A 21,387-nucleotide genomic window follows, 5' to 3' on the forward strand; every position below is an offset into this window, starting at 1 on the left:
TATATGCAAGGTTGATTATTGAATCACACCACAGGCAATACGGTCACCGCCACCGCCTAGAGGTTTAGGGTCGTCAGAGTAATTATCACCACCAGCATGGATCATGATGGCTAAGCCTTGTACATCCGCCAATTTCAAACGCGGTGCAATTAAATTCACTTTTGCTGTGCCATCGGTTTGAACTTGAAGGATCGGTAAGTCACCCAAGTGACCTGTTAGCGGCGTACCGTGGTGAGGTGCAGATTTAGGGTTAAAGTGACCACCTGCAGCAAGAGCAGCACCCGCTTTTCCATCTTTTTCAGCTGGGGCACAAGAGCCTTTTTCATGAATATGGAAACCGTGTGGACCCGGAGGAAGCTGGGTTAAATTGGTATGAATAACCAAGCCAGCAGGGCTATCAACCAAGTTAATTTGACCGATGCTTTGACCAATACCTTGAGCAGTCACGGCATTGACCGTCACGGTTTTTGCATTCAGACCTGTTGAAGTCGAGGTACTCGCACAGCCTGTAAACATCAGGGCACTGACCGCAGCAAGCGCACCGAATTTAAATAGTGAAGACATGTTTGGCATCCTGTCTGTTTTTATGGAGTTTCAACCATTGAAACAGATGCGAATACAGGATGACAGATAATTTAAGTATTTGATTGTAATATTTGTTTAATGAATTCAAGCCTGAATTAAGGTTGTTCAGGCTTATCATCCATATTGTCTAAGTCATGTGCCAATGTTGCTTTGGGCATCATGACGGCTTCAATTTGGGTTTCATGCAACCATTCACGCCAAATAGCTAACAATACTGCCAAGATTACTGGCCCGATAAATAAACCAACAAGACCGAAACTGGCGATACCACCTAAAACACCGAACATGATTAATAAGAATGGAATCTGCGTTGCCCCTGAAATCACTAAAGGACGAATCACGTTATCGGCTGTACTCACGATACATACACCCCAAGCCATGACGCCAATGGCTTCAATGGTTTGACCTTGTGAAAATAACCACAACGACACAGCGGTATATGAAATCGGTGGACCAAAAGGAATCAGTGCCAACATGAAGGTAATGATGGTTAATAACATTGGGTTAGGCACATCGGCAACAAAATAGCTGAGACCGGCAAGTAAAGCTTGGGCAATGGCGGTGAGACCGATGCCATACACTACGGCACGTGTAGTATCCGAGATGGTGGCAAGATAATGATGAATACGTGGCCCGATCACCATTTCGAGGGCTTTACTGACCTGACTTAAAATAGTTTGACCATCACGATAGAAGAAAAATAAAGACATCACGGCAAAACACAGCTTAAAGATATTTTTACTGACTTCGCCGACCAGAACTTTACCGTAGTTCAAATGCCCCTGAATCCAAATTTGTACCGATTGAATAATACTGTTTGGATCATTGTTCAGTTCATGCAGGGTACGACTGACTTCTTTACCAATAAACGGTAGTTGGCGAATAAAATCAGGCACATTGACATGACCTGAGAAGACCTGCTTTTGTAATTCAAAATACAAGTTACGGCCTTCATGTTGTAGCAAGAAGATCGCAAAAATCACCGGCAGACCCACCACGAGCACCACCAGTAAGATCATCAGCGCCGCACTTAGATTTGCACGATTGCCACAAAAACGATGCACCGATTGATACAGCGGCCAAGTCATATAGGCAATAATCGCTGCCCAAACAACGGGCACAATAAAGTATTTGAGTACGCTAAAGCTCAAAAAAATCAGGATAAAAAATAATCCGAACAATAAGACTTTTTGTAATGTAGGTGCGAACGTTGGCAATGCGTGCTCTGATTTTTTCATCATGTTGTGTTCAATCTTAACCGAAAAAAAAGCTCCCGAAAACGAGAGCTTGTTAACTTATGGTGAATATCTTTCAGGCTAGATCCTTGCAAGATTGGCCTTTATATCAACAAAATGTGGAATGATGGGTTAAAACCACTCGGCTTCGTCTTCAATAATGGCATTGAGCACAGGTTGCCATTGTTGTTGCATACCGAGGTACAATTTTTGCGTTTTGTCAAAAACCGAAAGACCTTGCATGGCAAGTTGACCATAAGCGGTACGTTCAGAAATCCAAGCAACGGGCTGTTGTTCAACTTTATTGAAAAAATCTTGAATTTCTTTGGAATGAGCAGAATTGGGTTTGACACGATTGGCCAACAATAGGATTTGGACTTTACCTTTACGAATCCGCTTAATTTCTTGCAAATGCTTTAAAAAACGACGGGTCGAGTCGATGTCGAAGAAAGATGGTTGTAGCGGGGTAATGATGGCATGAGCTTCACTCACCAACTGATCTGCATGTTCACCCGATAACGCACCCGGTGCATCGATAATCAGATATTCAATCCCTTTTGGCACATCACCAATCGACTTTTCATGACGCCAATCTAGGCTCTGAATTGGGGCTGCAGTCTCTGGGCGCTGTTTGAGCCATTGACGTGCAGACTTTTGATTGTCAGCATCTGCCAAGGCCACTTTATAACCTTTTTGCGCAAGTGCAGAGGCTAAACTGATTGCTGTGATGGTTTTGCCACAACCACCTTTTTGATTGGCAATTAATATCGTTTTCATCGACCTAAATAGATTTTATTCTGCTCATCCCTAGCATATCATTGTTTAATGCGGGGAATATGACAAAGAACCAAAGTCTAAGTTTTTTCTATAGGTTTCGCTGTAATATATTAAAAAGATTAGGAATTTTAAATGTCTGTCTGGATGGCCATGCTCATTGGCGCGTGTATTGGGATTGTACTGACCACCTTAATTTTAAGTGGCAGTCGCAATGGAAGGATAAAGGCAGAATACGAGCAATATATTGCAGAACTAGAATTGGAACATCAGCAGGCATTGGCTCATGCACAAAAACGCAGTGTAAATACCAGTCGTGCTGTTTTAAAAGGCAAAATGGCTGAACAAATGGCGCCGATCATGCCTGAATTTCAGTATTTACCTAGCGATGCAAAGTTTCTCGGTGACCCGATCGATTATGTGGTTTTTGATGGTTACACTGATTTTCGTGATGGTGATGGACTCGCTGAAGACATTGAAGTGGTGCTGATTGATATTAAAAGTGGTGGGGCACGTTTGACCAAAGGGCAACAAGCGATTGCTCAAGCCATTGCTGAAGGGCGAGTGCGTTTTGAAACCATCCGAATTGATTTTGAGCATATTTAAGCTCGCTTGATTCAGGCTCAGAACCGTCGAAAAGTAATAAGGACAGAATATCCACATGGAAAAACTCTTAGCGACTGCAGCCGTTTTTGCGCTCATGCTGTGGATATGGTCTGAATATTTTCGTGCCATTCCACATTTAGAGCAGACTGGTGTACTGAAAAATTTTCAGGTCACACCGACTCAGGCATTTTCCGGTGAATATTTGCTGTTGGATAAACGCTACTACAGTGCCAGTAGTCGTACATTACATCCGGCAGCACCGACCGTGGTGGGTGGCTTTCAAGACTTGGCCTATGTCAGCAATATTGATCTGCTACTGAGTTCAGGCTCAAATAATATCCAGTCTTTAAAATATCATCTTGAATGGTCGCAGCAGAACCGCTGTTTTAACGTACAAGCGAAAGACGTGCCCTCGACACAAATTGAACAGCTCAAGTCTGAATTGCAAAATGTCAGTGTGATTGCTCAATCCGAAGACGTCGCAAATCGTATTCGGCGTTTGAAATCAGGGGATCGTGTGGAGATTTTGGGTGAATGGGTGGATGTGCATTCCACCAAAACAGGCAAGTCGTATCACACCTATAATGTGTTGAATAAAAAGCCCTGTCATATCCTAAAAATTAATGCCATTCGACTAATCAAAGACTAGGTAATTTTATCTAGATTTGATTGTGCTTAAACATGGCCTTGGGTGCTTTAACTCAACTTCCGTGCGCGGGCAAGCAACATGCGTTGTCCAATTTTTGGAATGCCTTCAGCATCAAAATACTGCGTTTCAAAACATTCAAACTGGGCATCTTCAAGCAACTTTTGCATATTACGATCCAGATGACAGCCATCCGCGACTTTCTTTTGAATGGGCGTCAATAAGTGTTGTAACTGCTTAATTTTCCGATTTTCATTGTGTTGTACATGCTCAACCAAATGAAATGTTCCTGTTGGTTTAAGGACACGGTAGATTTCTTCAAGCGCAGTTTCAATATCGGCAATGCTGCATAAGGTCCATGTACTCACGACATGATCTAGACTTTCATCTGCAAAGGGTAATTTTTCAGCACCGGCTAAAATATGCTGTACCTCAAAGGGTGCCGCATGTACACGTTCAGCAGCTAAATGAAAAATATCAGGATTGGGCTCAAGGGCAAAAACCGTATCAACATTTTGATAAAACGCTAAATTCAAACCTGTACCAAAGCCAATTTCGAGTACTTCACCAGACACGGCTAAAAGGAGTTCGCGTCGTTTATCCATCAGGCTCGGTACTTGCATGACTTGATTTAAAAGATGCGGAAAAATGTGTTGTTGATAAAATTTATAAATCATAGCGGGTATTGTTGTTGGCTTTTTTTAAAGTGTAAATCATGTGGTAGGGCGTGGATATGGGCCAATTGACTGAATAACAGCATTTTGTTACCAAGTTCATAAGGTTTATGCAGACTGTGTGCGTAATATAGAGTTACAACTAGTAAAAACGACATTCATCACGCTCAACCTACGGGATTTTAAGCTCATGTTCAGGTTGGGGCATTATGTATAGATGAAGTCGGCTCAATTGCAGAATGAAAATTGAGTAATGTGAAGTATTACAGGGTAAGAGGATAACGCGATGATCAAGCGAATTGCATTAAGTACTGTGCTTGCAGGCTTTTTATTGAATGTCGGTGTCCAAGCGTCTTCAGATTATAATATTGCCAAAGGCTTAGCACCTGTTGCCAAAGGCCAGTCAATTTCTACCTTGAAAGAATTTAAAGGTGATTTCCGAATTTTAGGTTCAAAAACCTATCAAACAGATGAACAAGCAAAATTTTCTCCGATCGATTATGCAGTCAGTTGGGGCTTATTTGCAGAGCCAGAAATTGCTCGTACGATTTCAGTCAATCAATATGACCGTTTCTTAAATTGGAAAATGGATCGTGTTCCTGTACCGCAAAAGCAAGCCATGATGATGGTGTCGAATATGCACATCATTCCTGCAAACCCGCAAATTGCTAAACAAATTACTCAAGTAAAACGTGGCGATCTTGTGCGTTTAAAAGGGGATTTGGTTGAGGTGAAAGACAAAGATTTGGTTTGGACTTCATCTTTGACCCCAACAGATACGGGTGATGGGGCTTGTGAAGTTTTTCGTGTAAGTTCGATTCAGTGGATTGAAAAAGTCAAAGGCTAAACTTCGATTACATCGAGATCGTATTGAAATCGGTGTGCATTAGATTCAAGGTAAAATAATTTGATGATGAAAATGACGATAAAGAAACAGCTTATTTTGAGTCTAATGTTGGCGAGTGGTTTGGCGCTTGGTGGATGTACCAGTATGAGTTCAACTGTAGATGGGAAAACCCATGTATTTACTGAGCAGCAAAGTTGTCCGACCTTGCTTGAGATGGATCGTGGACAAACTTTAGAAGTACTGTTAAACGAAAATCCAAGTACCGGATATGTATGGTCTTTGGCTGAGCAACCGAAACTTTTTAAAGTTGAAGAAGTGTTTCAATCAGCTCAACAACAACAACAACAACAACAACAACAAGCTGCTGCTGCAGATGCGACACCAGTGCTTGGTGCCGGTGGTCAAAAAACTTATCGTTTTACCGCAACGACTGCGGGTGAAGAATTACTACATTTGAAGCATGCACGAGCTTGGGAAAAAACCGCGATGGCTGAATGGACTTGCAGAGTTCGAGTATCTTGATTTGAACCAATGATGAAAAGATAAAAAAGCCAGTATTTATACTGGCTTTTTTATTGCAGATGAACTGATTTAAAACGTCCACGTATGTATTATTTCGCGCTCAGCGCTTGACCGTCAAATTGAATACCTTCCCAACCATTTTGCATAAATTGGCGAATGTTTTGGTGGTCAGTTGCGTCTGGTGTCGCCAAAACAGCAGCATAATGTTCAGCAAAAAGACTTAAGGTTTCAGCTTGGTTTAGACCATTCAATTGGGCAAAAGAAAATACTTTGGCACTGCCTTGGTTTTCAGTCGCTGCATTGGCTTGTTTGCCATTGGTAAAAGCAGTTGGTGTGTGGTTATAACGCGCTTCAATAAATGCAATCACATCTGAAAATTTCGCAGTCCCTGCTTGAAGTTGATCTAATAATTCCTGAGCCATAATGTCCTCTTTCAATAAAAAATACCGCAAAGTGTTGCAGACTATAGCAAGCTTTGGCCCAAACATTTAACACTATTTGCGTAAATTAAATGCGTGTATATTGAAGGGCGACCTTAGGCAGTCTGTTGCCTAAATTGTAGATACCAATGATGTTGAAGTAGGACAACTATGAACTGGCTTTTGGTCGCATGTGGCGGCGCAATTGGGGCAACACTTCGCTATGCAGCAGGACTGTTATTAGCTAAGTCAACCGTGCTCTTTCCATGGGCAACATGGTGGGTGAATATTTTAGGTTGCTTTTGTGCAGGTGTGTTCTTTGCATTTAGCCAAAAATATCCCGTTCTACAAAATGAAGCACGCTTATTGCTTATGGTCGGGATCTTAGGTGGCTTTACCACCTTTTCCAGTTTCGGCTTAGAAACCTTTCAACTGCTCAGACAAGGGCAAAGTGGGCTGGCATTCAGTTATGCCATTTCTAGTGTGGTAATTGGTGTCATCGTATTGGGGCTGGGATATTACTTATTTCAGTCGATTTTAAAAATAGATGTTTAAAACAACGCTTGAAAACCACAAAATTTCAGACATAAAAAAAAGAAGCTCAGGCTGGAGGAGGGGAACCCTGAACTTCTTTAATGTTTTAATTTTAAAAGAAAAAACTTAATCGAAACTGAACTTATTGTGAGCGTTTGAAACGCGCAAAGCGTTTATTAAAGTTCGCAATACGTCCTTCGTTATTCACTTGACGTTGTTCACCTGTATAAAAAGGATGTGATGCACTTGAAATATCGAGTGTCACATAGGGATAAGTTTTGCCTTCAAACTCTTTGGTTTGATTGGTGCTTAAGGTACTGCCAATCACAAAAAAGGCATTGGCATTGGTGTCATGAAAGAGTACTTCACGGTATTCGGGATGGATGTTCGCACGCATTCTTCTGTTCCTTAAATTTATTGATTAAAGAAATGTTATAACATAACAATCAAAAATGCAAATATTGCCCGAAACTCATCAGGCAATTAGCGCTTCATGTTCCCTTAAGCGCTAGGTGGAACTAATTCATCAAAGAGATCATTCAGATTGTCATTCACTTTCAAATGAATCAAATTCCAATAATGTCCTGAAACAGTCCGGTTCACCATCAGGGTGTCTGGCGACGGTTTAAACACATCCCAATATTTAAGAGATGGCTTAATTAATTCTACCCCGTCATGGTGCGCTGAGTTTTCAGCAAAGTCATATTGTGTGGTCAGCGGACGCATCAGCACTTCCAGCCATTGTTCATACAACTCCGCAGGGAATTTACCGAGTTCATTGAGTGAATGTAAGGCATCGAGTTGCTGTTCCATCAGTGGAATATCGTGCTTGCGTGCAGCATTGATCAATTGCTTAAAGTGCGACACGATTTCAGGAGATAGGGTTTTCACACCGCCGTAGTCATATACGATGACTGAACCATCTTCACGAAAGGCGAAGTTGCCCGGATGTGGGTCACAGTGGAAACGTTTAAGGAAGAAAATTTCACGGCCTATGGCACGGAATAAGCGTCTTCCCAAGGCATTTCGGGTTTCTTGTGACCACGTACTGGCAGTTTCTATACTGTCGCCAAGCTCTAGACTTAGAGTCAAAATATGACGTGAAGAATAATCTTTATAGACCTGTGGAATAATGATTTTGTCATCCAGCGCACTATGAAAAGCACGGGCCACATCTAAGTTTTGCGCTTCAATTTCATAGTTCAATTCGTTGTCTAAACTGTCCTGAATTTCACGAAATAGCTTGTCTTGTAACTTCCGATCAATTTTCAATACGCCCATCAAACGAAGTGCAAGCCGAACTTGTTTTAAGTCACTTTCACAGGCTTCTTCGACACCCGGATATTGCACTTTCACCACCACCTGCTGACCATTAGGTAACACGGCTTTATGCACCTGCCCAATGGATGCAGCTGCAAAAGGTTGTTCTTCAAAACTTTTAAAAATCTGCGCGAGGGGCTTGCCGAGTTCTTGTTCTACTTGAGCCTTAATTTCAGCAAAGGGCATGGCTGGCGCTTGGCGTTGTAATTTACTAATGGCTTTTGCGACTTCAGGTGGAAAAATGTCTTTGTACTGCGAGGCAATTTGTCCAACTTTCATCACCGCACCTTTCATTTCACCCAAAGTGTCTGCAATTTGCAGACCGATGTCCTGAAAAAGTTTACTGCGAGATGCATTTTTCTGTTCTTCATCGGCAGTGATATTGCGGATGGAATTGGAAACGGTTTTAGTAGCAATGCTTGCCGTCATACTGGCAAGTTTCATAAAGCGACGACCCGGTGTGCTAGCCGTTTTTGCCATGTGATGTTCCTCAAGATCATCATTTATTATCTAATACCGATCATAGGCGACAAAACACAAACTGCCTACTTTAAATTGTTAAGACTTTATTTCCATTGATAAAATGATGGGCAAAAATGTAAATACTGAAAATAATTCAGGCAAATTTAAGCCACGCGCTGAATGGTTTAAAATATCGCGTCGCTAGAAGAGAACTGAACGATGAAAGTGTATCGCTATTTAACCGGTAAAGATGATGTCAATTTCTGTGCCCGTGTGACCAAAGCTTTAAATGAAGGCTATGAATTGTATGGCTCACCAACCATGAGTTTTAATGGGACAGATGTGATCGTCGGGCAGGCGATCGTGAAAGACGTAGAGGATGACAGCCAAGTGCCACAAGGTTTAAAAAATGCCATTGAGGCGCTTAATTAGTTGGCTTTGCTGCTTTAGTTGCTTTACTGATGTTATGCCTGTAAAAGTATTTACGCATTTAAAAAAAGATTTTTAATTTTATTCGACGGAGTCTTTCATCTAGGGATTGAATAAAGGGATTAGCCTTCAGCTGGAGGTACTCTTACGAAACGTTGTTTCTCATTCGGCAAAATGAGAAGCGTGCTTCGCAAGGAAACCATCTGGCGGTGCAATCACCTCACCGACAAAACTCGTTCGCTAGCGTCTAATTATTTAAAGTATCGCAAAAACACTTTTGATTAGAACTAGTCCTGTCTCAAACAATTGCAGATGACATTTTCGTGTATCGTTCTTTTTTTGAATCAAACTGAAGCAACTGATGTTACTCCGTAACATCAGTTGCTTCAGTTTTTTCCAGTTCTAAATGTGGACTGAGATATTTGCCGCATTGATTATGGTGTAAATTTTCATTCAAGGTGATGAGGTTTTGCGTCACGATAAAATCCTGATCATCCGCAGAGACAAACTTTTGATTGGCCTTGATGAAGTCCTGATAGGTGTATGCCATACCAGTCTGCTGACAACTTAATTTTAAACGTGCGGTATATGAGTCCGCTTGTTGTTCATGATAAAAGCGAAAGGCTGTCCAAAGTGCTTGATTGATGTAATCAAATTCGGGTTGTGATTGGACTTTGATGGGTGCGTGATATAAAGGAAATTCATGTCGGTTGATCGTTTGTTCAGCTTGTAGTGACATGGAAAAGCCTAAGCTCAGACAGAGACTGATCGAGCGAAATACATGGGACATGTTTATTTTCCTCTTCTTCGTGCTTTTTATTTATGGCATTGCTATGCAGGGTGTTAATTTGCATTAATCTTCTGCATAGCGTAGCCGTATTTTAAGTAACTTTTTAGATGATTTTTTAGGGCTTATCCCGCATGTGCTAAACGTTTATTCATCATAAATAAACGTGTAAGTAGCAGTATACAGGCGACAGTCAGACCCACAATTAGGCCAATCCAAACGCCTGCAGCACCAGTCGTGGTGAAGCGTGCAAGATAGATTCCTACAGGGAAGGCAATGATCCAATACGCGATCATGGTGATCCACATCGGCCCTTTAGTGTCTTGCATGCCGCGTAAACACCCTGCGGCACTGACTTGCCATGCGTCCATCAACTGATAGGCAATCGCGAACAAGACCAAATACACGGCAAGCTGAGTCACATCATAGTCATTGGTATAGAGTGACACAATTTCATTACGTAAAAGCCAAAGCAGTAGCATGGTAATCAGGGCAAATACCGTCCCTGTCAACATACCGACTTTCTGGACTTTTCGCATCGCTAGCCAGTTCTTTTCCCCATAATAGGTACCGACCCGAATAGTCAGCGCAATCGCTAGTGACATGGGAATCATAAACAATTGCGAGGTAATCGAAATGGCGACTTGATGCGCGGCAATGGTGACTTCGCCCAAGGGACTCAACACAATAGCGGCTGTACTAAAAATACTGACTTCAAAGAAAATGGCTAAGCCAATGGGAAAGCCAAGTTTTAAGATACGTTTGATCCATTCACTGTTCATTTTTTCAAAGGCAGCGAAAGGTTGGGTCTTTTGATAGGCCGATCCTTTGAAAACGTACATCGCCAAAGCAAAGAACATTAACCATTGCAAAATCGCGGTGGCAAAACCACATCCTGCAGAACCTAATTCAGGGACTGGGCCTAAACCATACATAAAAATAAAGTTCAGTGGAATTAACACCAATAAGGCCAGCAGACTCAGCACAGTGACTGGACGTGGATGCCCCAATGCTTCTGAGTAACCACGTAAAGCTGCGTACATGGTGACAGCAGGCATACCTAAACTAATGGCGTGTAAGAATAAGCTCGCCTTCGGAAGTAATGCCTCAGGGACACCCAATAACGGTAAAAGCAGCGGCATAGCTTGTAAGACTAATGCAGCAATGATCCCTAAAAATAATGCGACCCATAAGGACTGACGGGCAATGGTGGCAATTTTTTCAGGCGTGCGCGCACCATTGGCTTCGGCCACCAATGGGGTGGTGGCAATCATAATGCCGCTAAACAGCAGCATGACCGGTATCCACAAACCGACCCCGACCGCAATAGCTGCAAGGTCATTGGCGGACATGTGTCCAGCCATGATGGTATCAATTAGACCAAATCCCGCTTGCGCAAACTGCGTAATCAATATCGGGATCATTAAATGAAACAGTTGTTTTAATTCATACTTGCTGCTTGTTACAGCCGTGACAGTAGACACAGAATGTACTCATTTCTTGTGAGGTGCTTAGGAATGAGGTCTTAGCGTTGGAAAGTGAGAAGCACACCAATAAAAATCACCACGCCACCCAATAAGCGTTGCCAGTTAATCGGGGTTTTTTCAGTGCCGAGCAAGCCAAAATGGTCAAATACCATCGACATTAAGATCTGTCCAAAAATAATCAGACCGGAGAGGGATAAAAAACCCAGTTTCGGTGCGGTATAAATACTGATACTGATGGCATAAACACCCAAAAATCCCCCCAACCATAAATACCAAGGGATTTGAGCAAAACTTGCAAAGTCCGGTTTTTCGGCCGATTGAAAAAACACCATAAAGGCGAGGACTATTGTACCAACCAAAAAAGAAAAAAGGGCAGCTTGCAGCGGTGAATATAAATATTCACGCAATTGGCTGTTGATCGCTGTTTGAATGGTCATAGCGATACCAACACCCATCGCGAGCGGCAGTAAGTACAATAAATGGCTGCTTATTTTCATCTTCTAATCATCTAATTCTTCTTAAATTTATTAGTCTACTGTATTGTGGATGAGTTTTCATAAGCGCTCTGATGCAGTCATGTTAAAATGCGCTTACTTCTTTTGTTCCTTTTGAGCATTTTCCTTGGCTGAATTAAATCCTGCAGTTGTTCCGTTATCTTTATACATTCATATGCCGTGGTGTGTGCGCAAATGTCCATACTGTGACTTTAATTCGCATGCGGTGCCGAATGGTGAATTGTCTTTAGACCTAGAACAAGAATATTTACAGGCGTTGGTTGAAGACTTTAAAACGCAAGTCGATTTTGCTCAGGGTCGCTTGATTCATAGTGTATTTATTGGTGGGGGTACACCATCGCTCATTTCATCCAAAGGCTATCAATGGTTATTTGCTCAACTCAAAGCGTTAGTGCCATTTGAAGCGGGCTGTGAAATTACCTTAGAAGCCAATCCGGGCACGGTTGAGCACGATCCTTTTGCCGGTTATTTAGATGCAGGGATTAATCGTCTATCTATCGGTGTGCAAAGTTTTAATACCGACCAGCTGAAAAAGCTGGGGCGGATTCATTCGAATGATGATGCGATTTCTGCCATTCAGCATGCAAAAGAGGTGGGTTTTGAACGAGTAAATGTCGACTTGATGCATGGCCTGCCTGAACAAACCATTGAGCAAGCGCTTTTGGATTTGAAATTGGCTGTGGAAAATGGGGCAACCCATGTGTCGTGGTATCAATTGACCATTGAACCCAATACAGTTTTTTTCCGCACAAAACCAATTTTACCTGTCGATGATGTGCTTGAAGATATTCAAGAACAGGGCGAAGCCTATTTAACAGCGCAAGGCTTTATCAATTATGAAGTATCGGCATGGCGTAAAGAAAAGCCGTCGGCACATAATTTAAATTATTGGCAGTTTGGCGATTATTTGGCGATTGGCGCAGGCGCACATGGCAAAGTGACCATGCCAGACGGGGTGTATCGTTTCCAAAAAACCCGATTGCCGAAAGACTATTTAGCCAAAGTACCTGCTGAACATCTTCAGTTTAAGCGCATCGAAGCAGCCGACATGCCTTTTGAATTTATGATGAATGCGCTTCGGTTAAATCATGGGGTGGAAGCCAAGCTATATAGCGAGCGTACAGGGGAAAGTTTAGAGCCGATTGCCGAGTTATTGGTTTCCTTGCAAAAACGTAAATTGATGGTCAATGATCCAACACGTTTGTCTTGTACCGAGCAGGGGCATATCTTTTTAAATTCCGTATTGGAAGAATTCCTGTAATGAAAGCTATGTCAAACTTGTTTTAAAATTTGAGCCACAAGTAATTTTTCATATTTCGAATGTAATTTGCAGAATGTGTATGAAATTATTCAGTTGATAATTGAATTTACATGGCATAAAGGAACTTCAGAAAATGAAATATATTTTAACTGCGACGTTATTAACTATAGCTTTGGTGGGTTGCACCGATAAAAAAGCGCCATCAGAACAAAATGTTGCAACAGAGGCAACGGCCACAACTGCACAAACAAACGATGTTGCAGTAGCTCAAGATGAGCAAGTGATTCACTTTACAGGGCCACAAGATCTAAGCCTTGAGTTAAAAACCAAAGATAATTTTGAAACCGCACAATTGACTGATAATTCTGATCGTGTGTATGAATTGAAACGAGGAGTTTCAGGAAGTGGTGTACGACTTGCCAACGACCAAGGTGTTTCAATTCACTTTAAGAACTTTAATGGTGTGAATGAAGGGACAGTTGAGTTGGTAAAAGATAAACCCATAGAGATTAAAGAATTTATTGCTGATAAAGCAAAGTAAATATTAAAAAAGACCGCATGAGCGGTCTTTTTTAATTTAGCTTAACGATGTTTCGGTGGCATTGGCGGTAATTTATGCTGCGAAACAGGTTTGTGTTGATTGCCTTTAAAAGCTACTGTCTTATGATTTTGTTTGGCAAATTTTGCATGAGCGTGTTGATGCTCTTTTTTCACCATTTGCGGCCCAGCAGGTTTGTGATGTGTTGCTTTAGGCGGTACAGGTTTTTTATCGAAGTGTGCAGCAGGTGGCGGATTTTTATGATCGAATGCAGGCGCTGCCATTGCAGACATTGTCGCAGTTGTTGCAATCAGACCAATCATTAATGAAGACATCAATTTTTCATGGTTACGCTCTCTATGAATCAATGAAGTCATCATAGGGGGAGGCTATGGAGAAGATATGAAGTTGTATGAGATACAAATGTAAAGCTAAAATTATGAAGTTAAATTTACTTTAAGTATTTAATATTTATTAAATAAAATTATGTTTTAGCGATAAGGTGTTCTATTTTTGTTGTAAAATACAACAATATTTCTCCATATAAAGTTCATCTTTATACATTGTTATTACCTCATGAAGAAATTAAGAATACTACTCGTAATTCCTATAGATCAAAATTAAAAGAGAAGACAAAAAAGACCGCCGAAGCGGTCTTTTTATAGAGTCATTTAACTCGGTTTAAAGCTTAATAGTCAAAGCTAAAGTGTTCAGGAGCCAAAGAAGTCATGGTCTTCGATGGGTTAACCATTGCTTCAGCGTGACCTTGTGAGCGTGGTAATAGACGTTCAAAGTAGAAGTCAGCCACTTTGATTTTTGCTTTATAGAACTCAGGAACTTCTGCACCATTGCCTTCTGCTAATTTTTCAGAAGCTACAGCGGCTTGTTGTGCCCAGAAGTAAGCCATCATCACGTAGCCAGAGAACATCAAGAAATCTACAGATGCAGAAGATACGATGTCACGGTCTTTACGTGCAGCAAGCATGATACGAACAGTTAATGCATTCCACTGTGCGCAAAGCTTCGTTAAGTCCCACGCAAAACGACGCATGTATTTGTTACGTGCATGTTGACCACAGAACTTCAAGATTTCTGCTGTGTAGTCACGAATCACTTTACCTTTAGAGGTCAACAGAACTTTACGACCAATCAAGTCTAGTGCTTGAACACCGGTTGTGCCTTCGTAGAGAGTAGAGATACGTGAGTCACGAACAATTTGTTCCATGCCCCATTCTTTAATATAACCATGACCTCCGTATACTTGCATACCATGGTTTGCAGCTTCATAACCCATTTCGGTTAAGAAACCTTTGAGAATCGGGGTGTAGAAGCCTAAGTGGTCATCATGTGCTTCAAACGCTGCTGTATCACCGCGGGTTAAAGCATCAGTCATTTTGTCCGCAATTTGAGCTGCATAGTAAATCATTGAACGGCCGCCTTCAGCGATCGCTTTTTGAGTTAAAAGCATACGACGTACGTCTGCATGGTGAATAATCGCATCGGCTACTTTTTCAGGATCTTTTTTACCTGAAAGTGCGCGCATAGACATACGTTCTTTCGCGTATGGAAGTGCGCCTTGGAATGCCAATTCAGCATGTGCAATACCTTGAATTGCTGTACCAATACGTGCAGTGTTCATGAAGGTGAACATTGCATGTAGGCCTTTGTGTTTTTCACCGATCAAGTAACCAATGGCATTGTCAAAGTTCAGTACGGCTGTTGCTGAAGCACGGATCCCCATTTTGTGTTCAATCGAACCACACGTTACAGGATTGCGTTCGCCCACTGAACCGTCTGCTTTCACAAGGAATTTTGGAACGATGAACAATGAAATCCCTTTAGTACCTGCAGGAGCATCTGGAAGACGTGCAAGTACGATATGCACGATGTTATCTGTTAAATCATGCTCACCCGCAGAGATGAAGATTTTTGTACCAGAAATTGCATAGCTACCGTCAGCTTGAGGTTCCGCTTTGGTTTTTACCTGACCTAAGTCGGTACCGCATTGAGGTTCAGTTAAGCACATGGTGCCTGACCAAGTTCCAGCAACAAGGTTCGGTAAATATTCGTTTTTCTGTTCTTCTGAACCAAATTGTAGAATGGTATTGATACAACCTACGCTGAGACCCGGATACATTTGGAATGACCAGTTTGCTGTACCCATCATTTCAGATTTGATGAGATTCAACGACTGTGGCAAGTTTTGACCGCCAAATTCTTCAGGGAAGGATAGACCTTGCCAGCCACCCTGTACAAATTGGTCATAGGCTTCTTTAAACCCTTTTGGTGTTTTCACATCACCATTTTCAAAATGACAGCCTTCTTCATCACCCGTTTGGTTTAAAGGTGAAAGGATGTTTTCACAAAAATCCGCTGCACCTTCTAAAATCATGTCGACAGTATCTGCATCAGCAGCTTCACCATTAGACAAAGTTTTGTAGTGTGCTGGGTAATCGAGCACTTCATTCATTAAGAAACGAATATCGTGTAAAGGCGCTTTATATGCAGGCATAGTCTTAATCCTAATATCTAAATTTTTTTGGATTATCTGTATTGATGATTTGATTATTCATAATTTCATCTAAAAAACATTGATGAATACGCCCTTAAAAAATGTCAGAAAGGCGAATTGTAATATTTAACCAACATGTGAAAAGTAAACTTCTGATAGACTTGATGTTGATCTTTTGATCATTTTTTTCTTTTAATAAATCATAAAGAACTTAGGTCTTTCGTACAATTATGCGATTAAAATATATAACACTTTGTTTACTGGGTTTGAGTATTACTGGGTGTGCTCAACATGTCATAAAAACCAATTCAACAGAGCAGTCTCTCGGGCAACAAGCCACTCAAGGCTTAAACGCAATGTTTGAAAATGCCAGTTATGACATGAAAGGGCAATTTTCAATTCAGACAGATATTCAGTTCGATGAAAAAAAGCCTGAAACCAAGTCAAAACCTGCGATAAGCACACAGCCAGAGCTGGATCCTAAACTTAAAAAACAACTGGATCAGTTGATTAAAACCCAAAATATTCCATTTAGCCAAAAAGAAAAGAAACAGCTCTATCAAGCGATTGCCAATGAATCGATCCCACCATCAGCGCGCTATAGCGATGAAGATGATGGCGTTTCTCCGCAATCCAAAATTGCACAATCACTACTGAATGTGTTGAATGATTTACAGTTTAGCTATAGCGGTTCAGTACATTTTAGAGAAAAACTTGCTGCCTTAACCTTACAACTGAGTTATCAAAAACCGACTTTGCAGGTGAATGCACAGTTGCCGATGATCATTGATTTTAATCAACATAAATTTTATACCAACTATTTTGCGTTCATGCCGTTTATGGTAAATCGTGAAAGCCAAAGCAGCTTGGCTTATGTGGATTTTTCAAAACATAAAGATACGATTGCTCAGTACGATTTGAAAAAATTTGCTGACTATTTAAAACAAATGAATGCTTTGCCCTATGTCTTGGCAGAACCGAATCAAGTGCAAAATATTGCTTTAACACGTGATGAAAAAAATGCAGGGCTGACTAAAAAAATCCGTTATGTGGGTGATCTTGATGCGCTATACACCCAGCTTGAACTTTTCGATTTTGTGAATGCCAACTATTACACCACGCAAATCAAAGGTCAGCGTAATAGTGACGCCGAGCAAGATGAATCTGTGGACGCTGCTGTGCATCACAGTGCTTCCGAAGAGGCGATGGCTGCGGCTGAAGCGGCGGGAGGGACTGCAGTAGCGGCAGCAGTTGAGGATGAAGACTTTGATGAGGCTTATGCATCTGTAGAACGTGTGAATGAGCTGCTCAATGCGAAAATGCATGGCCTGATGTATCACCAACATGAAACGGAAGAAGAACAAACGTCTTCTGCCGCTGAATCTGCTGAATACGCGATTGATACTGCAAGTGCATATGCGGAGGCGACCGCGGGTGATGACGAAGAAGCCTATAGTTCGGATACTGAAGTAACCGAAGCTTATGCGGCTTCCGAAGAAGATGACGAAACAGCGAACTTATCTGAGGAAGCCTGTCAGGCCTTGATGAACACCAAACAGGTGCCGATTGGTAAAGTCACGCTGTGTCAGGATTATCAAGATGTTCGGGTGATACCGCTGCAAGAAGATGCTGTACCATCGGCCTCTGCTGCGGACGCATCCAATACAGATTCTGAGATTGCGGACGCTGTTGAGCAGTTAAAGCCGGTATTCCAGCAATATCAAAGTGAACAACTTATCGATGTAAAACAATTTCAGCAATTATGGCAAAAGCATCAAGCTGAAATTGCGCAGGTGCTGAATGCACAGGATAAATCATCTTCGAATGTTGTGATGGATGTAGGCTTAGATCACAAAGGCCGCGTCCAAGTAATGGACTATCAATTGGCCTTTAATGAGCCACGTTTAGGTCAATTAAAGCTGAAAAGTAGCAACCAAATTTTGAATTATGGCAATGCGACTCCAATTGATCGTCAAGCCATGAAACAGGCAAAATCCATTGAGGAAGTCAGTAAAGATTCACTCTTTGAAAATATGTTGAAAGGCCTGCTTGCGCCAATCACGGGAAATGATCCTCTGCTTGTTGAAGCAGAAACTGCATCGGTTGATGATGTCCGTGCTGCAAATGAAGAAATCGAACTTCCTGAATATCTAAGTACTGTGGCTTTGCAAAGTTATAAGCGCCATCAATCTGAAGTGAAAGCCTATCAAGCGGCATTTGTCGTGGCATTTGCTAACTATCGCGCTCAGTATGTGCGTTATTACTCAGCCAATGATTTGAATGAAATTGCTGAAGTTTATGCATATCGATTTGTTGATGGCTTAAAAGAGCCAACAGGCAATGCGCTGAAACGTTTAAATCAATTACGTGATAAGCATGCTTTGCATCGCTATCAAGACTTTGATGACTTAGGTTCTTCGGTCAACCATTATGTACAGTCAGGAATTGGCGAGTACAAAGCTCAGGTTGAATGGAAGCAGTTGCAAAAAACCTATAAAACTGATCAGGCGATTTTTGCACATTTATATCAACAAAACTTTTTAGCTAGCTATGAACTGGAAGGAACTGAAAAAGCGCATTTGGTGAAAGCATCAAAAATCTACGCGCAAGCCTTTGCTGATGATATCAAAGGAAAATTATCAGAAGCGTCATTGCAAGGCCTAGCAGCAGAACACAAAGAGTTGTTCAGCCAATCGGCTTATTATGAAACCTATAAGGCCATTCAAAAACACAAGAACTAAGTTGAATAAAAAAGAACCTCAATCGAGGTTCTTTTTTTAGGTGTATTGACTGCTCTGAAAGTAAATTGAGCAAATCATTTTGAATTATAGAAAGTCTTTTAGATCAGGTTTGACGCCATTCCAAATGGAAAAAGATTCAATCGCTTGACCAACCAACATGCCAAAACCTTCTGAGGTTGGAACATGGCGTGCTTTGGCTTGATCCAAAAATGTCGACGGCTTGCCATAGGCCATTTCATAGGCGTGCGTGAATTGTAATGCTTCAGGCAAAATTAGCGGATCACCCGTTAAGCTTGCCGATGTGGCATTAATCACCAGATCAAATTGACCAGCTAAGTCGGTGAGGGCAATGGCTGCAAGTTCGGCATTGGGGACGGCATTTTTTAAATCAGCGACCAATTGCTCAGCACGCGCTAAAGTACGGTTGGCAATGACGATTTTTTTGGCCCCGGCTTGTACCAGTGGGTAAATCACGCCACGTGTCGCACCACCTGCACCAATAATTAAAATATCGGTCTGTTCTAAATTCCAATCTAAGGCACGGATGGCATCGACTAGGCCTTGTCCATCGGTATTATCACCATGGAGTGTGCCATCTTGCATCCATAATGTATTGACCGCACCTGCAATTTTGGCACGTTCAGTAAGGACGGCACATTGTGCATAGGCTTGTTCTTTAAATGGAACAGTGACGTTCATACCGATGCCACCTTCGGCAAAGAAGGATTCGACACTGTGCTGAAAACCATCGAGTGGCGCAAGTCGTTTGCTGTACTGAATGTCGAGGCCTGTTTTTTCAGCGAAGGCATGATGAAGTTCAGGTGAGCGTGATTGTTCAATCGGGTTGCCAATCACGGCAAATTGTTTGCTCATTGCACAGCGTCCATGTAGATGTGAAAGAGCAGACAATATACGCCAAAACCGAAGATGGCTAAAGTTCGGGCAGTCTTAAAATCGTGAAATAAAGGAGGAAAATTAAGGATTACAAATATCTAAGACGCTTTGAATCAAGATGCTGGCAGCACTGATGACTAAACCAATCAAGGCAACCACCATGAAGCCAATAGCCAAATTGTCATTCAAAGACGTTTCGGAAAAAATATTAGTACTGATAGCGCTGATCAGCACAACAGCAAAGCTCCAAAACACCAAGGCAGTAAGACTGATTGCTTTTTTATTGAGTGTTTGATGTGTCATGTGCGTTGTACTCCGTACAAGAAAGTTACAGCCATGAGTTTATTGACACATTGTGCAATGACATAGCGTAAAGCTGTTTAAAAGATGTGTCATTGTTGAGCAATATGATTACAAAGTAAATGCTTAAAAAATTTATTTATGCATCAAGATATTACCTAGAAATATAAATACTTTAATTAAAAGGCAATGAAAAGCCCCTGATGGACAGAGGCAAATACATGTCTATCTATTTTATTTCAATATATTAAGCCAATCATGCGGTTTTAAATAAAAGTCGGTGAGCTTTTTCTCGGCAGAATTTTCTTCCCATTCAGGACGATACGACCAGCCCGCCAAAGGTGGCATACTTACTAAAATGGATTCAATACGCCCACCAGTTTGTAAACCAAATAAGGTGCCACGGTCATACACTAGGTTATATTCAACGTAACGACCACGACGGTAAAGTTGGAAGTCTCGTTGTGCTTCGGTATAGGCTTTGTCTTGGTTTCTTTGGAAGATCGGTAAAATTGCCTCTAAATAACCATTACCCACGGCCTGCATATATTTGAAACAGGTTTCAAAGTCCCATTGGTTGAGATCATCAAAGAATAAACCACCCACACCACGTTGTTCATCACGGTGTTTGAGATAAAAATAGTCATCACACCATTTCTTATGTTCATCATAGAGTGTATCGCTAAATGGGGCACAAAGATCATGGGCAGTTTGATGCCAAGACAAGACATCTTCATCATTTGGATAAAATGGAGTGAGGTCAAAACCACCGCCAAACCACCAAATCGGATCTTGGCCTTCTTTTTCGGCGACAAATAAACGCACATTGGCATGTGAGGTTGGGACGTTGGGGTTTTTCGGGTGAATTACCAACGACACGCCCATGGCTTGTGCTTTTGCACCTGCAATAGCGGGATGGCGTTCAGTCGCAGAGGCGGGTAATTTTGAAATATTGATGTGCGAGAACATCACACCGCCTTTTTCAATCACCGTTCCATTTTGAAGAACACGTGAGCGACCACCACCACCTTCAGGGCGTTCCCAGTCATCGATCGCAAATTCGGCACTTCCGCCACCAGCACGTTCTTGCTGTTCCAATGCGGCACAAATCCGTGCCTGTAAATCGCGAAGGAATTCATCTACACGTTGAATATCGGCTGAAGTTGGATTCTGCATGGTGACCTTTATTAAAATAATTTAAAGATAAGTGTCATCAAAGCATAAATTACGTGAAAACTTAAGGCATTTTTCCCGATACTCAGCATCGGCTCTTTACTTTAAATCTGGAAATCTAGTGAT

Annotated in this window: 24 protein-coding genes; 9 read left to right on the forward strand and 15 right to left on the reverse strand. The window is 41.7% G+C overall.

The window, feature by feature from the left end:
* Positions 1-15: 15 nt before the first annotated feature.
* From sodC to AVJ20_RS03705, 3 genes are all read right to left on the reverse strand, one after another.
* Complete coding sequence (sodC, locus tag AVJ20_RS03695) at positions 16-564, reverse strand: superoxide dismutase family protein (protein ID WP_111884180.1); 549 nt, start codon at positions 562-564, stop codon at positions 16-18.
* 116 nt (positions 565-680) lie between these two features.
* The gene (locus AVJ20_RS03700) at positions 681-1,802 is read right to left on the reverse strand and encodes an AI-2E family transporter (RefSeq protein WP_162689724.1); all 1,122 of its coding nucleotides are present in this window, start codon (positions 1,800-1,802) and stop codon (positions 681-683) included.
* A gap of 150 nt (positions 1,803-1,952) precedes the next feature.
* Positions 1,953-2,597 (reverse strand): ParA family protein, encoded by a 645-nt coding sequence (locus tag AVJ20_RS03705; RefSeq protein ID WP_078192493.1) that lies wholly within the window; start codon positions 2,595-2,597, stop codon positions 1,953-1,955.
* A 132-nt stretch (positions 2,598-2,729) separates the two neighbouring features.
* On the opposite strand from AVJ20_RS03705, the gene AVJ20_RS03710 reads away from it, so the two are divergent.
* A complete protein-coding gene (locus AVJ20_RS03710) occupies positions 2,730-3,200 on the forward strand; it encodes a Holliday junction resolvase-like protein (protein ID WP_078192492.1) in 471 nt (156 codons plus the stop codon).
* A gap of 55 nt (positions 3,201-3,255) precedes the next feature.
* Entirely contained in the window at positions 3,256-3,849 is a 594-nt protein-coding gene (locus tag AVJ20_RS03715; RefSeq protein ID WP_111884182.1) for a hypothetical protein, read from the forward strand.
* Positions 3,850-3,896: 47 nt separating this feature from the next.
* Here AVJ20_RS03715 and AVJ20_RS03720 read toward each other — a convergent pair whose 3' ends face one another.
* Positions 3,897-4,523 carry a class I SAM-dependent methyltransferase gene (locus AVJ20_RS03720; protein ID WP_111884183.1) on the reverse strand — a complete coding sequence of 209 codons (627 nt, stop codon included), beginning with the start codon at positions 4,521-4,523 and terminating at the stop codon, positions 3,897-3,899.
* Between the two features lie 283 nt (positions 4,524-4,806).
* On the opposite strand from AVJ20_RS03720, the gene AVJ20_RS03725 reads away from it, so the two are divergent.
* On the forward strand, positions 4,807-5,367 hold the full coding sequence (locus AVJ20_RS03725) for a hypothetical protein (RefSeq protein WP_111884184.1): 561 nt from the start codon (positions 4,807-4,809) through the stop codon (positions 5,365-5,367).
* Positions 5,368-5,439: 72 nt separating this feature from the next.
* The gene (locus AVJ20_RS03730) at positions 5,440-5,889 is read left to right on the forward strand and encodes a protease inhibitor I42 family protein (protein ID WP_228157149.1); all 450 of its coding nucleotides are present in this window, start codon (positions 5,440-5,442) and stop codon (positions 5,887-5,889) included.
* Between the two features lie 89 nt (positions 5,890-5,978).
* Here the strand turns inward: AVJ20_RS03730 and AVJ20_RS03735 are convergent, their stop codons facing one another.
* The gene (locus tag AVJ20_RS03735; protein ID WP_078192490.1) at positions 5,979-6,311 is read right to left on the reverse strand and encodes a HopJ type III effector protein; all 333 of its coding nucleotides are present in this window, start codon (positions 6,309-6,311) and stop codon (positions 5,979-5,981) included.
* A gap of 168 nt (positions 6,312-6,479) precedes the next feature.
* Here AVJ20_RS03735 and crcB point away from each other — a divergent pair, with 168 nt between their 5' ends.
* Positions 6,480-6,863, forward strand: coding sequence for a fluoride efflux transporter CrcB (crcB, locus tag AVJ20_RS03740; RefSeq protein WP_111884185.1), 384 nt, complete (start codon positions 6,480-6,482; stop codon positions 6,861-6,863).
* A gap of 121 nt (positions 6,864-6,984) precedes the next feature.
* Here crcB and AVJ20_RS03745 read toward each other — a convergent pair whose 3' ends face one another.
* Together AVJ20_RS03745 and AVJ20_RS03750 are read right to left on the reverse strand one after the other, a co-directional pair.
* The gene (locus AVJ20_RS03745; protein ID WP_078189321.1) at positions 6,985-7,239 is read right to left on the reverse strand and encodes a type B 50S ribosomal protein L31; all 255 of its coding nucleotides are present in this window, start codon (positions 7,237-7,239) and stop codon (positions 6,985-6,987) included.
* Positions 7,240-7,343: 104 nt separating this feature from the next.
* Positions 7,344-8,642, reverse strand: a complete 1,299-nt coding sequence (locus AVJ20_RS03750) for an ABC1 kinase family protein (protein WP_111884186.1) — start codon at positions 8,640-8,642, stop codon at positions 7,344-7,346.
* Between the two features lie 201 nt (positions 8,643-8,843).
* Here AVJ20_RS03750 and AVJ20_RS03755 point away from each other — a divergent pair, with 201 nt between their 5' ends.
* Positions 8,844-9,056 carry a DUF1737 domain-containing protein gene (locus AVJ20_RS03755; protein ID WP_078189319.1) on the forward strand — a complete coding sequence of 71 codons (213 nt, stop codon included), beginning with the start codon at positions 8,844-8,846 and terminating at the stop codon, positions 9,054-9,056.
* Between the two features lie 361 nt (positions 9,057-9,417).
* Here the strand turns inward: AVJ20_RS03755 and AVJ20_RS03760 are convergent, their stop codons facing one another.
* The 3 genes from AVJ20_RS03760 to AVJ20_RS03770 form a co-directional block, all read right to left on the reverse strand.
* Complete coding sequence (locus AVJ20_RS03760; RefSeq protein WP_162689723.1) at positions 9,418-9,843, reverse strand: hypothetical protein; 426 nt, start codon at positions 9,841-9,843, stop codon at positions 9,418-9,420.
* Between the two features lie 122 nt (positions 9,844-9,965).
* Positions 9,966-11,324: an MATE family efflux transporter gene (locus tag AVJ20_RS03765; RefSeq protein ID WP_111884188.1), complete on the reverse strand. Its 1,359-nt coding sequence runs from the start codon at positions 11,322-11,324 to the stop codon at positions 9,966-9,968.
* 41 nt (positions 11,325-11,365) lie between these two features.
* Positions 11,366-11,824: a DMT family transporter gene (locus tag AVJ20_RS03770; protein WP_111884189.1), complete on the reverse strand. Its 459-nt coding sequence runs from the start codon at positions 11,822-11,824 to the stop codon at positions 11,366-11,368.
* Positions 11,825-11,948: 124 nt separating this feature from the next.
* Between AVJ20_RS03770 and hemW the strand changes: the two genes are divergently transcribed.
* The gene (hemW, locus tag AVJ20_RS03775) at positions 11,949-13,103 is read left to right on the forward strand and encodes a radical SAM family heme chaperone HemW (protein ID WP_111884190.1); all 1,155 of its coding nucleotides are present in this window, start codon (positions 11,949-11,951) and stop codon (positions 13,101-13,103) included.
* A gap of 133 nt (positions 13,104-13,236) precedes the next feature.
* Positions 13,237-13,644 (forward strand): hypothetical protein, encoded by a 408-nt coding sequence (locus AVJ20_RS03780; protein WP_111884191.1) that lies wholly within the window; start codon positions 13,237-13,239, stop codon positions 13,642-13,644.
* Between the two features lie 41 nt (positions 13,645-13,685).
* Here AVJ20_RS03780 and AVJ20_RS03785 read toward each other — a convergent pair whose 3' ends face one another.
* Together AVJ20_RS03785 and AVJ20_RS03790 are read right to left on the reverse strand one after the other, a co-directional pair.
* The gene (locus tag AVJ20_RS03785; RefSeq protein ID WP_228157150.1) at positions 13,686-13,976 is read right to left on the reverse strand and encodes a hypothetical protein; all 291 of its coding nucleotides are present in this window, start codon (positions 13,974-13,976) and stop codon (positions 13,686-13,688) included.
* Between the two features lie 353 nt (positions 13,977-14,329).
* Positions 14,330-16,153, reverse strand: coding sequence for an acyl-CoA dehydrogenase C-terminal domain-containing protein (locus AVJ20_RS03790; protein WP_111884192.1), 1,824 nt, complete (start codon positions 16,151-16,153; stop codon positions 14,330-14,332).
* 230 nt (positions 16,154-16,383) lie between these two features.
* On the opposite strand from AVJ20_RS03790, the gene AVJ20_RS03795 reads away from it, so the two are divergent.
* Entirely contained in the window at positions 16,384-18,894 is a 2,511-nt protein-coding gene (locus AVJ20_RS03795; RefSeq protein ID WP_111884193.1) for a hypothetical protein, read from the forward strand.
* Between the two features lie 84 nt (positions 18,895-18,978).
* On the opposite strand, the gene aroE is transcribed toward AVJ20_RS03795, so the two are convergent.
* From aroE to hemF, 3 genes are all read right to left on the reverse strand, one after another.
* On the reverse strand, positions 18,979-19,767 hold the full coding sequence (gene aroE, locus AVJ20_RS03800) for a shikimate dehydrogenase (RefSeq protein WP_111884194.1): 789 nt from the start codon (positions 19,765-19,767) through the stop codon (positions 18,979-18,981).
* A 102-nt stretch (positions 19,768-19,869) separates the two neighbouring features.
* On the reverse strand, positions 19,870-20,091 hold the full coding sequence (locus AVJ20_RS03805) for a hypothetical protein (RefSeq protein WP_111884195.1): 222 nt from the start codon (positions 20,089-20,091) through the stop codon (positions 19,870-19,872).
* A gap of 231 nt (positions 20,092-20,322) precedes the next feature.
* Entirely contained in the window at positions 20,323-21,264 is a 942-nt protein-coding gene (gene hemF, locus AVJ20_RS03810; RefSeq protein WP_111884196.1) for an oxygen-dependent coproporphyrinogen oxidase, read from the reverse strand.
* Positions 21,265-21,387 lie beyond the last annotated feature (123 nt).

The sequence above is a fragment of the Acinetobacter sp. CFCC 11171 genome, assembly GCF_003268405.1.
In the GTDB taxonomy this organism is placed as follows: Bacteria; Pseudomonadota; Gammaproteobacteria; order Pseudomonadales; family Moraxellaceae; genus Acinetobacter; species Acinetobacter amyesii.